We start from the raw sequence: 12,266 nt of genomic DNA on the forward strand, positions 1-12,266 counted from the left end.
GATGCCTGTGATTTCAGTACGAACAAGACTTTTTGCCGGCGCGCTCGCCATGGGACTGGCAATCCTCGGGCTGGGAGGGGCCTGCCGTTCCCTCGGTCTGGCGGGGTCCTCGCCGGCCGACGCGGACTCGGGGACGGTCTTGTGGGCCGGGGGCGTGACGGACTCGTCCGCCCGCGTGGTGGCGCGTCCGGCGACGCCGGAGGGGGAAGTCCGCCTGGCAGTGGACACGACCGGCACCTGGGCCGATCCGATGATCTTCGAGGGCACCGTCCCCGCCACCAATTCCGACGTGCGGCATTTTCATCTCGACGACCTCGCGCCCCGCACCACGTACCACTACGCGCTCCACCGCGGGGGGGCGATCGACACCACCGAGCAGGGTCAGTTTCAGACGTTTGGAACGGGAGCCTTCTCGTTTCGGGTGGCGCTGGGGGCCTGTGCGGAGACCGGTTCGCAGCATCCCGTCTTCGGGGCCCTTTGGCGGACGCAGCCGGATCTGTTTCTGCACCTGGGGGATCTGCACTACGAGGACATTCGTGTTCCCGCCCCGACGGCCTTTCGGACGGCGTATCGACGCGTCCATGCCTCGTCGCCCCAGGCTCGCCTGTTCCGGTCCATGGCGCTGGCGTACATGTGGGACGACCACGACTATGGGCCGAACAACAGCTCGCGCCAGGCCCCGGGGCAAAACGCCTCTCGCCAAGCGTACCGGGAATACGTGCCGCATTATCCCCTCGCCCCGAAGGAGCAACGACGCCCCATCTACCAAGCCTTCACGGTGGGACGCGTGCGGATCATACTGACCGACCTGCGCTCGGCCCGTACGCCCAACCAGGCCCCCGACTCCACAAAAACAATGATGGGGACGGCCCAGAAAGCGTGGTTCAAGCGCCAGCTGGCGCAGGCCAAGGACCAGTACCCGGTGATTGCCTGGGGCAGCAGCGTGCCCTGGATCGGAGCGCCGGGCGACTCCAATGACCACTGGGGCGGGTTTGCGGCGGAGCGGCGTGAGCTGGCCACCTACATCGATTCGCTCGGGGTCGCCGACCAACTGGTCACGCTCTCCGGGGACGCCCACATGGTGGCGCTCGACGACGGCACGCACAACCGGTACGGACAAGAGGACGGCGGGGGCTTCCCGGTCGTGCAGGTGGCCTCCCTGGGCCGACGTGGGTCGGTGAAGGGTGGACCATATACCCACGGGCCGTATCCGACTCCCATCCGGCTCTTCGGGCAAAACGATGGGCAGTTTGTCCTCATGGACGTGCAGGACGACGGGGGGGAGGAGGTATGCATCACCTGGACCGGCAAGCGATACCAGGCCGATACGGAACGCCTCGTGACCCTCCTCGACTGGCGCCGCTGCTTTCCCGCGCCCTGAGGTGAATAGAAAGGGAGGAGGATGGGGCCGCGACCGGTCAGGCCCCCACGAACGCAGCCTCGTCGGCGTCTTTGCGCGCCTCGTACTGGCGGCCCAGGAAGCGGATGACGAAGATCCAGGCCACGAGCAGGATGGCGACGGCCAGCGACAGCCAGCGGGCGTCCGTAATCACAAGCGCGGTGAGCCCCAGGTTGAGGGCCACCGAGGCCACCTTGGCGGCCCGCTGCACGAACATGTCGATGAACGACTTCGCCTTGTATTTCTCGTCCTGGGTGGTGGGCGTGTAGAGTGCCTCCTTGGCCGACTGGTTGATCGAGTAGTTGAGGGCGTTGTCGCTCACGGACATGAACCCGACAAACGCAAGGGTGGGGAGCATCACAAACCCGATGGTGCCGCCCAGGATGGCAAGCGGAAGGAACAGCAGGGCCACCTTCACGCTGTACCGCTTCATCACGAGCGACGTCAAAAACAACTGCACCCCGATTGACACGAGGCTGGTGGCCTGCCCCACGAGGCCGAAGAACGCGTCCCGCTCCGCCCCGTCTGTGATCTGCTGCTCGACCAGGACGGCCAGCTGAAAGTCGACGATGTTGGAGACCATCTCGTAGAGCCCCAGGACGGCGGCGATGCTGAGCAGGTATTTGGACTGCACCACGAGCCTGCCCCCTTCCAGAAACACACTCCCCTGCTCCTCCTCGAGCACGGCATCGTCTTCTGGGCAGCAGGGCGCCTCGGGGTCGTCCCCGCACTTCCCACACTCGCGCCGGTGGATCCAGACGGCCAGGGCGCCAATGACGGCCGTGGGGAGGATGCAGGCAAACACGAGCGTGGACCGGCCCGCCTGCTCCACGAGGCCACTCACCACCGTTGCCCCGACGAAGCCGCCCACGACGCCGCCGAGCCCCACGATGCCGTACAGGCGCTCCGCCTCGTCGCCTGTGTTCAAGTCATTCGCGAACGCCCAAAAGGTGGCCACCATGACCGTCGTCCAAATGTCGCCCGTCACGTAGAATGCCCAGACGGCCGTGTCCCCCAGCGCCTCGATCTGGTTGATGATGCTTCCAAAGAGGAGAAAGAGCGTCCCGAATATCCCGCAAAAGATGACGATCAGGTAGTGCCGGGCGTATCGCCGGACGAGCCACGTGAAAAAGCCCACCACGGCAAACGCCACGATCATGTTCAGGACCTTCCCTAGCTGCTCCGCCTGTGCGCCGGACAACACCCAGCCGGCGAGGTGGATCGGGTTGTCGCCGAAGTAGCTGATCACGAGGCCGCGCTTGATGGGCTTGAGCACCCAGAAAATGGCGATGACGAGAAAGAAGTAGGTGGAGAGCCCCAACGCCAGTGGCCACTCTCCGGGCCGGATGTCAAGGAACTCTCGGCGGAGGCGCTCGATCATAGCGGGTCCGTGCCGTGGTGGAAGAAAAACCGGATCAGTCGATCAGACGGACGATCGACTGCCCCCTTGAGTACGGGCGAGGGCCGACGTGCCGGGGGCTGGGAGTGGCATTTGTCTCGGGGGCACCTCTGCCGTTACGACTAAGAACCTGTTTCACTTTCTGTCTCGGGGATCCGAGCGGCAGTGATGGCCTGCAAATCGCCTCCGGTCTCAGGCGGTAGCCCACTACAGCCCTCGACCATGAGCCGATTCTCGGCTCATCGATGCTCGCTCCTACCATCCGATCCAAAATCAAAACAGGTTCTAAGAAGACCCCGGGGCGGCTACGGATGCGCTCGGGGCGTCGTCAGGGTCTAGCATCGTGTCGACGTCCGCGTCGGGGCCTTCTTCGAGGAGATCGGTGAGGCGCGGGTCGTCCGCCGTGCGGAGATAGTCCGTTGCCGCGTCCCAGTCCCGGAGCGAACGGTCGAAGAACTTGGCCCCCACCTCCACGACGTGCCTTCCCTCCGGATCGTCCAGGAGTGGAAGCAAGAAGCGACGCGTGTTGTAGTCGACGAGGTTATCGACGAACTCGATGGCGCTGTCACGAAGGGTGGGATCGGGACTGGTAACGCCCAGGTAGGCGTCGTAGATGTCACGCTGGTTGTACCGGAGGCCCAGCAGGCGGAAAATGCGTTCGAGGCCCTCCTGCCGGAGAGGCTGCAGTGTGGCCGGATCGATGGGGACTGGGTGCTCGGCGCTCTGCTGGAGGAGGCGCTGAATTTGGCCGAGTGCAGCGTAGTGCGCAGCCTCCTGCTTGATCACCGCGTCGAGCACGTCGGGATCCGAGGGCGAGGCGTCGACGGCCTGGTGCAGCTTGCTGAGGGCCTGGGCGATGGCGTGCCGCACTGGCACCTCCACCTTCCGGAGGCCCCGTACCAGACTCGCCACCGCGAAGGACCCGGACTGGTTTACGAAGATGGACGGGATTCGAACCCGAGCGTCCGGGTCGGTCTGAGGGTCCACGAGGTAGTCGTACAGGGTGCCCAGCACTGGGGGGTCGAAGGCTGAAAGGGCCTGCCGGGCGGTCGAGGCATAGGCGTCCTCTCCGAGCTGCCGGATCAGCGGAAAGAGAAAAGAACGGTCGTTCGTGTTGCCGGCGGCCTCGATCGCAGTTCGCACCACCTCGGGAGTATCGTCTCGCAAAAGGCGGTGGAGGAAGTCGTTGCGGTACGAGCGGTCGAGCACCCCGAGGATGCGAGCCACGTGGGTGCGGGTCTGTGTCCCTGTCTCGCCCTCCAGGTCAATGAGCCGCCGCAGGAGCGACTCGGAAACGAGTTCGTACTCGTCCGGATCGCCGTCTGTAGCAATGAGGCCGAGCGTGGCGGCCTGGATCTGGGGGTCCTCGTGGTTCAGTCCCTGACGGATTCGCTCCGTGTGGCGGTCCGTGGCCTGGCAGTAGAGGTAGCGGGCCGCCGCCACCTGTACGTCGGGGTCTGGGTCCCGAAGGGCCTCCGCGACCGCCTCCCCGACCCCCTCCACCCGGCGCGCCCGGAGCACGCGGAGCGTCTGGGCCCGGACGGCGGGAGCGGGGTGGTCGAGCAGGCAGAGCAGCGCGTCGACGGGAACAGGAGCGGATCCCTCCTCGAGCTGATCCAGGGCCTGGAGGGCGTCGGTCTCGGTGCGGCTACAGAGCGAGTCGAGCAGCTCGTCGGTGTCCACCGCTGTTTCTTCTGCCTCGTCGGGCGCCTCGTAGGAGGCCTCTTGGTTCCGCAACTGGGTGCGGAACTGATCGACGTAGGACTGGCGGGCCCGGTACGCCAGCGTCCCCCACACCGCAATGAGCGCCAGGATCACGAGACTCAGCATCTGGACGCTGAGCCCGAGGCTCGTGACCAGTCCCAGGAGGAGCACACCGCCCAGTCCCTGTGCGCCCTGGTCCACGAAGACATCGATAAAGACCTTGACCCGCTTTTTCTTCGGCAGGGGGACGGGCACGAACAGAAGCTCCCGTCCGGTCTTGTCGATCGAGTGCTTCAGGCTCTGGCCGGATCCGCGCAGGAAGATGCCCGCCAGCAGGCCCGGAACGACCAACATGCCCAGGCTCCCGAGGGCCAGAATGCCGGGCAGGACCGACAACGCCCCGCCGATCCCGACCACGCGCATCAGCCGTGGGGCGAGTAGAAACTGCACGATCAGCGCGATGACGCTCACCCCTCCGTAAAACTGCCCCATGAAGGACGTCAGGCCCGCCTCTGTGGGGTAGGCGCGGGCCGCCACGGTTTTGAACTGGTAGTCCACGAGTGTCGTGACGACCACTGTCAACGCGAGGATGCCAACGATCAGCTGGATGTGGCGCGAGTCGCGGATGATCGACAGGGCGGACGCCTCGCTCTTCGCCGCCTCTTCGGGGGCGTCTTGCGGTTCGTCGAGCGGGACGTGGCGGGTCCGAATCCAGCGGGCGAGCCCCGTGGCGACAAACAGCACGCCACTGGCGACCCACAGCAGGTTTGTGCTGCTCATGCCGACGGTCTCCACGAGCAGGCTCGTCACCTGTCCCCCCACGATGGCCCCGAGAATGGCCCCTGCACTCAGGACGGTGAACACGCGCTTGGACTGCGAGGAGGTAAACAGGGCGTTCGCCATCAGCCAGAACTGGGACGTGATCAGCAGCCCGTAGATGCTGACCCACGCGTAGAGGACGTACGCGGACCACTCGCCACTCACGCCGAGGAGGCCGCGAAGGCCCACCAGGCTCAGGACGAGCAGCAGGGAGCCGCCGTCAATCAGCCCCCCGAGGCGAAACCGATCGCCTGCCCGGGTGTGAAGGGCGGCAACGGGCACGACGACGACCGTCGTGAGAATGAAGACGAACGGCAGCTCGGCGGCCCCTCGGGACGAGAGGAAGAGACTGTCGCGGACTGGCTTCAGGAGGTACAGCGAGACCAGCAGGAGCACGTGGTAGACGGCCATCCAGAGGGCCAGTGTGCGCTCGTCACGGCGAAGCCCAAACAGTGAGCCCAAAAGGCGCCCCATACAGACAGGGATCGGCTACGGAAGAGACATCGATCACTTTTTCTCAACGCATCGGGCTCGGGATAAGTTTATGCACACGGGGCACGGCCCGGTTTCTATGAGAGGACGGCGTTCGTCTCCGTCTTCAACGTGTGCTATCCACCACGTGCTACTCCCGCTCCAGGCCCACGACCCGTGGCGGGCCGGACGAGGGAACGTGAAGGTACACGCGCGTCGGGTCGCTGATCGATCCGTCGTGGCGCGTCCGAAGCTCCACCCGAACGACGCGCGCATGGGGATCCGAGCGACCGCGATTGTCGAGCACGGTGTCGAGGGCCGTGCCGTCCACCGTGAGCGGAAGCCGGGAAGACGCCGTGGTGTCGCGCGGGCCCAGCGCCGTGCCGTCGAGGTGCATTCGGTATGTGTAGGTGCGGGCGTCGGCCCGGGCAAGGTTTCCCTCCACAGCGAGATCGTCGAACTGGAGCCGCGGCGGCTCGGCCGAGGGGGAAGAGCCGGTCTCGGCCACAGGAGGGGAAGCGGCCACGGAGAAGCGGTCCAGCGGGTTGACCCGGTCGAACCAGTATCGCCCTACCTTGTCGCGCCGTTTTTGGAGCACGTCGACCAGGTGCGCCTCGGCGTCCGGGCTGCTAATCCGAGCGGTTTCGACAATGGCCTCGATGTCTTCGTCGCTAAAGCTCATCACGAGCTTGGCGCCCCAGTAGCCGTCGCGCTCCGTCATCTTCTCAAACGCGGGGTTGGGGTAGGTGGGCACCCACTCTCCGGGCCGAAACACGTCGGCGGGAAAGTAGCCCACCGCCGAATACGAAATGTCGCCCTCGTAATGCCACCAGGGAAAGCGATAGGCGCCGAGGGCCGGAAGGGCCGTCAGAATTTTGCGCTGGTCGATGATATAGGCCTGGCCATAGATGGGCTGGTGGGGCTGGGAGGCGTTGGCGCCGAGGGTCGATCCCATATCCAGCAGGTAGTGCTTCACGTACTGCTCATCGGTGTAGACCGCCAACGTGTTCGCGTGGCGCCGGTCGGCGTCGTTCAACCACGCGGACAGGATGCGCAGGCCCCGCAGTTCGCGTCGCTGCTCGTGACGAACCCGATCGTTGGGGTCGCCGTCGCGGGTGCCCTGAAAGAAGATCGGGCCCAGCGGCTCGCCCTCCACGAACTTGCTGGCAAGGCCCCGAATGGTCCCGTCGGGGCCCCGGTCGTAGGGCTTCAGAAGAGCCCGCAGGTCCTCCTGGGCCATGGGGCGGCGCCCGTCTTGGCCGTTGACCATCGCGTCGTCGGCAATGCGGAGCTGGTCGGGAGTAAAGCGTGTGATTGTATTCTGGGGCACGTGATACCCGGCCCCGTAGAAGATTTTCGTCGAGATCACCTCCGCCGAGGTCGTAAGCTCGGGCCAGTCGGGCCCGTCCAGCTTAATCAGATACCGGTCGCCCCGAGGGTCTTCGATTTCGAAGCCGCGGGCGGCCCCCTGAAACTTGCCGCTCGTGACGGTCCAGGGGCCCTGCTGCGACGGCCCGGCGGCCACGCCCGTCGTGTCACGCTCATTGGGCCCGATGGCCAGCTCGCGGGGCGACATCTCGTCGTAGAAGTGGCGGCGCGTGTACCAGCTCGAGGTCGGGGGCTCGTCCAGCACGTTTACGTTGTCGGCCGGGTTGGCGTCCGTAATCCCCAGTGTGCGACCCACCGTGCGCCCCGTCCAGTTTAGGTTGAGCGGCTTTTCGAGCTGGTGAAAAATGCTCATGTCAATCCGGTCCCAGTACATGCTCTCGAGCGTCTCCGCCGGGCGGTCCGTGGGGCGGTCGTCCGGATCGGTTGTCTGGACCGCCCCGAGGGTGTAGGGCCTGCTGCTCCCGCATCCACTCACGACGAGCAGGACGAGCAGGACGAGCAGGCCCGTCCAGACGGAAAGGACCAGGGGGAGAGACGAACGCGAGTGGGTAGCAATGCGCATGGGGGGACACGACTGTCGACGAACGAAGCAACAGGAGGAGACGAAAGAAAGAGGGCTACCGAACGACGCGTCGAAAGCTGGGGTCCACCGTGAGAATGGTGCGGAGGCCCTCCGAGCTACCGGCCACCTCGAACCGGACGCTAAGCCCTTTTTGGTTCAGCAGGTGCAGGCCGCCGCCGTAACTCCAGTGAAACCGATCGGCGGCCACGTCCGAGAAGGCGTCGAACACCTGCCCGGTATCGACGAAGACGAGCGCGTCGACGTTCGACCAGATGGGATACCGGTACTCGGCGTTGAAAATTAGCGACCCGTCGTTTTGGAACCGTCGGGACCGAAACCCACGGAGTGTGCTCTGCCCGCCCAGGTCCGGCAGCTGGAAGAACGGGACCGCCGACCCGTCGAACAGAGGCTCCACCTGCTCAAGCCGGCCCCGGAGCGCCAGGCGGCGGGAGCTTGGGAAGAATCCGACGGGGAGGTACTGCCGCACCTCCGCCACGTAGCGCCCGTACTGGAAGCGGTCGCCGGTAAGGTCGTGGCTATAGTCGAGCTGAAGCAAGACCTCCGTGCCGCGCGAGACGCGGGGCGGCTCGTTGGTGCGGTCTAGGCCGAAAATGAGCCGGGAGGTCAAGAGATCAACCGTGCCGAGGCCCGGCGGAGCGGCATTTGAAAGTTGGGGCTCCTCCTCGTCGGTTTCCACGTGCTCGTACATGAGATCAAACTGCCCCCGCACCGCGCGGTCTGGGGGGGCGATCCGGAGACCGGCGGTGATGTCCACCTGGTCCTGCGAGAAGAAGGTCTCGTCCGCCTCCCGGGCGCTGTCGTTGCCGCCCAAGTAGAACTCACTCTCCGGATCGGACAGCAGGTTGGCTTCAAACTCAAAGCTGGAGCCCGACCCGAGCGGGGGGGGAGTGGAGTACGAGACCTCCCCTTCGAACGTATCGGGGCCTCCGTACAGGCCTTCAATCCGGGCCGCGTGGTCGCTTCCGAGCAGATGGTTGTCGTAGAAGGCCAGCCCGGCGAGAAATCCCGTGGGCCCTCCGAGTTCGACGATGGGAAGGGCCCCGCGCGGCGGGCGGCGGGACGCGAAGAGGTCGGGGAACCCCTGTTCTAGATACTGGACGCCCCAGCCCAGCGGCCGGGTCGCTCCGTGAAGGAGGTACGCGGGCGCGGCCAGCACATGGTACGCCACGCTGCGAGAGGTCGTGTAAGGCTCCGGTGCGGCGTTGCTCGTGTCCGTCGCCGCGGGCCCCCTCGAATCGGACGGGGCAGGTTGGGCAAACGCGGGGGGGATCGCCACGAGAACCATCGCAAGAAGTCCCCCAGAGACGGCCCGAAGCATGCCCTCTGCAGATCGCATTGTCCAGTCAATCGGTTCGTTCGGAGACACAAAGTCGGTGTGGTTCGTTTGGCCGCACTTGGTTCGTTCAGTCGCCTTCAGGCCCTCGGCCCCGGTGCACCGGCGCTTCGTGTGGGGCATCGGGGGGACGTTACGAAAACGATGTGCCCGATGGCCGACGTCTCGTACCGGCGTCCGGTGCAGGTACACCGCCCTTCGATGTGAACGTGCTGAACGACCGTGAATGCCGTCCCGAAGCCGTTCGCGGAGCGGCCACAGAACGCTGCCGTGCGTGGTGTCTTCGTTCATTGGGCAAGGGCCCTACAGGTCTTCACGGGACGGGGCCGACGAGAAGAATATTCCCCCTTGGGAACATGCGCCGCATGTCCAGTCTTTGGGCTGTTCCCCCGCAAAATGCGGGCCATTGGTCAGCAACACGGGATGTGCAAATGGGCGTTCCCGGATTGGGGCTTCCGGAAGCCGGTGCCGACCGTGTGCCACGATGGTCCGTCGCGACGTGAATGTGACCACCAGCGCCTCATGACTCCTCTGGCTGACGCTGTAGCCTCGCGTTCTGATCGGGCCCCGTGCGAGTGTTGGGGCCGTCTCATCGGGCTTGCCTGCTTTTTGGGGTTCCTCGCGGGCATGCCCTGTGCGCAGGCGCAGCCGACGTCCTCCGCCCCCTCAGCATCCCTGGACCAGCGCCCGGATGGATGGGTCCCGTCGTTCCGAAGCATGGGCCGGAATGCACTGACGATTGCGGAGGCCCCCTTTGCGCTCTCGCGTTCCGAACAACTTCTCACCTTGGGGGCCTCGGGGGTGATGCTCAGTGTCATGTCTACCCTCGACCGGCCCGTCTATCGACGCCTGCAGGAGCCGTCGGGACCTGCCAGGGCCACCACGGCAGGACTGGCCACTCCCGGCCAGTGGTACGACCGCATCGGGCCCGACCGGGCTGCTCTCGGAACGGCGGGCCTCCTTGCGGCCAGCGGCCTCGTGCTGGGCCGCCGGTCCTGGACCCGCACCTCGGTGCGGGTGCTTGAGGCGGTGGCGTACACCAAGGTCGTAACGGGGGTTGCCAAGGGCCTCGCGAGTCGGTCGCGTCCCTTCGTGGGGGACGGGCCGTTTGCGGGGGCGCCGGGCACGTTCGACGGCGCCCACCCCCAGACCTCCATGCCCTCGGGACACACGGCCCGTGCCTTTGCAATTGCGTCGGTGCTGGCCCACCAGGCCAACCGGTGGTACGTTTCGGTGCCGGCCTACGGGCTCGCGGCCTCTGTGGGGGCGGAGCGCATTCGGAGCGGGGACCACTGGTTGACCGACGTGGCGGTGGGCGGCGCGCTGGGCTACGCCATCGGGCGGGTGGTGGCCTCATCCTCGTCGGCATCGCAGGACGTTACGTACACCCCGATCCTCTCGACGGACCGGGTGGGACTCTCGGTCCAGTTCTAGCGCGTGCGTCTCGGGGGCGCACGGGCTGTTCGGTACGGGTTGTTTCAGTGCCGGGTGGTCGACTCGGCAGTCCGTAGTCGCTGCAGCTGGTGGAGAAAGAGGTACGCCCCAAGTGCGATGAAGAGGTAATAGCCGAGGAGGCGCCAGGTCAGGAGTGTGGGGGCCACGAGCGCGTCCGGCATCAGGGGGCCGATGAAGAGGGCGTACAGGCCTTCGAGGCCACCAGAGCCGCCGGGGGTAGGCATGACAAGGCCCACGAGCATCATCGCTGCCGCTCGGGCAAAGAGAAGGAGCGCGTCGGCCGCATGGACGCTGCGGACGATGAAGAAGACCAGGGCGTAGCGAGCAATCCAGGCGAGGGCCGTGAGGACGAAGCCGGAGGCGTAGAAGGCGAGCGACCGGCTTCGAAGGTGACGTGCCCGACGGAAGTAGGACCGCAGCTCCGGCATTACCGTCCCGCGAAAGCGGCGCAGGTAGCGCCACCGGAAGCACCAGTCCGTGACCTCCACGAGCAGACGGGGGCGCACCAGTGTGGCGTAGGCGTAGAGGCCCGCCCACACCAACAGTCCCCCGAAGTAGGCAAGCAGGCTCCACCCCCCGATCACACCGGCCACGTCCGGCAGTAGGTCGATCGTAACGGTGGCGAGGACCAGCAGTGGGATTGCCACCAGAAACCACAGCTGGTCCAGCAGCACGCAAAAGAACATGAGGGCGGCCGAGTCGCCGACCGCCATGTCCTCGTCGCGAGCCACGTAGAAGGCGGCCACTGGGCCACCGCCGACCACCGATGGCGTGACGCTGGAGAAGAAGTCCCAGGCCAGCTGTCCCCGGGTGCCGCTCCAGACGCTGAGCCGTCCCTCTGACACCTGGCTCAGGCGCCATCCCCCAAGCCCAAGGCGGGCAAACGCGACGACGCCCGCCGCCACAAGAAGTCCCGGACGGAGGTGCTGAATGAGGCGACGGAAGGCCTCCGCGTCAAACGTGACGTACCCCACTCCTGCCAGCACCAGCGCGCTCAGCAGGAGAGAAGCGACAATGTTCCGGGCAGAGCTGGCGGTTCGGGGCCGGGTCGGCTCCTGGGCCGGATCGTCATCCGTAGACGGAGGAGACGTGGCGGACGGTGGAGATGGCATCAGTAACAGAGGACCAGAAGAAGACCCTGTTGCAGTGGACGACGTGCCGAGATGGGAAGAGGCAGGATTATCGCCCGACTGTCCTTCCGTCCTACCCGTGCTGAAGAGAAAGGTTTGGGAGGGGCCGGCGCAGGCACGAAGGCCGCGTGTGGACGGGAGGTGCAGAGCGCTCAGGGAAGGCCCCTCGGCCTGGGCGTTCTTGCGGAGCGACACCCGTGGGGACTGGGCACCGTGCAGCGGATAACTGGCGGGGGACTGAGTTTTTGAGATGCCCGAAGGTCTCTTCGACTTGGTCGTTGGGCAGCCACCGCCGGACGAGTACCGATGTCGGCACGACGCAACCACGCATGGCCCGAGCGATTCATCCCCCACTTCCTACTTGATCACTTCCTGCTTGATTGCCCCGATCCTCCATTGCCCCCACGTGGCCCATCACCGGCAGTGTCAACGATCGACCCGGAGGAATGGGAATCCCGGTAGAACTGTAAAATGCATTGCAGCGTAAAGGCCACCGTTCTAGCAAACGCATTCCCAGTTCCAGAGTGATGCCGAGACAGGCGCCCCGGCCTGACTGCGCACTCACCCGGCCGCTGAGAAGGAGG

At 65.9% G+C, this 12,266-nt stretch carries 7 protein-coding genes; 2 read left to right on the top strand and 5 right to left on the bottom strand.

Annotation, left to right across the window (positions count from 1 at the left end):
* The first annotated feature begins 1 nt into the window (after position 1).
* Positions 2–1,381, top strand: a complete 1,380-nt coding sequence (locus tag B7R93_RS06905) for an alkaline phosphatase D family protein (RefSeq protein ID WP_232798133.1) — start codon at positions 2–4, stop codon at positions 1,379–1,381.
* Positions 1,382–1,418: 37 nt separating this feature from the next.
* On the opposite strand, the gene B7R93_RS06910 is transcribed toward B7R93_RS06905, so the two are convergent.
* The 4 genes from B7R93_RS06910 to B7R93_RS06925 all read right to left on the bottom strand — a co-directional run bounded on the left by B7R93_RS06910 (position 1,419) and on the right by B7R93_RS06925 (position 9,100).
* Positions 1,419–2,780, bottom strand: coding sequence for an NTP/NDP exchange transporter (locus B7R93_RS06910; RefSeq protein WP_103020081.1), 1,362 nt, complete (start codon positions 2,778–2,780; stop codon positions 1,419–1,421).
* A 303-nt stretch (positions 2,781–3,083) separates the two neighbouring features.
* On the bottom strand, positions 3,084–5,795 hold the full coding sequence (locus B7R93_RS06915) for an Npt1/Npt2 family nucleotide transporter (RefSeq protein WP_103020082.1): 2,712 nt from the start codon (positions 5,793–5,795) through the stop codon (positions 3,084–3,086).
* A gap of 148 nt (positions 5,796–5,943) precedes the next feature.
* Positions 5,944–7,743 (bottom strand): hypothetical protein, encoded by a 1,800-nt coding sequence (locus tag B7R93_RS06920; protein WP_103020083.1) that lies wholly within the window; start codon positions 7,741–7,743, stop codon positions 5,944–5,946.
* Positions 7,744–7,798: 55 nt separating this feature from the next.
* On the bottom strand, positions 7,799–9,100 hold the full coding sequence (locus B7R93_RS06925) for a BamA/TamA family outer membrane protein (RefSeq protein ID WP_157942224.1): 1,302 nt from the start codon (positions 9,098–9,100) through the stop codon (positions 7,799–7,801).
* A 624-nt stretch (positions 9,101–9,724) separates the two neighbouring features.
* Here B7R93_RS06925 and B7R93_RS06930 point away from each other — a divergent pair.
* A complete protein-coding gene (locus tag B7R93_RS06930; protein ID WP_157942225.1) occupies positions 9,725–10,531 on the top strand; it encodes a phosphatase PAP2 family protein in 807 nt (268 codons plus the stop codon).
* A gap of 44 nt (positions 10,532–10,575) precedes the next feature.
* Here the strand turns inward: B7R93_RS06930 and B7R93_RS06935 are convergent, their stop codons facing one another.
* Positions 10,576–11,664 (bottom strand): lysylphosphatidylglycerol synthase transmembrane domain-containing protein, encoded by a 1,089-nt coding sequence (locus tag B7R93_RS06935; protein ID WP_103020086.1) that lies wholly within the window; start codon positions 11,662–11,664, stop codon positions 10,576–10,578.
* Positions 11,665–12,266 lie beyond the last annotated feature (602 nt).

Origin of the sequence: Salinibacter altiplanensis (genome assembly GCF_002894645.1) — a bacterium.
GTDB lineage: Bacteria > Bacteroidota > Rhodothermia > Rhodothermales > Salinibacteraceae > Salinibacter > Salinibacter altiplanensis.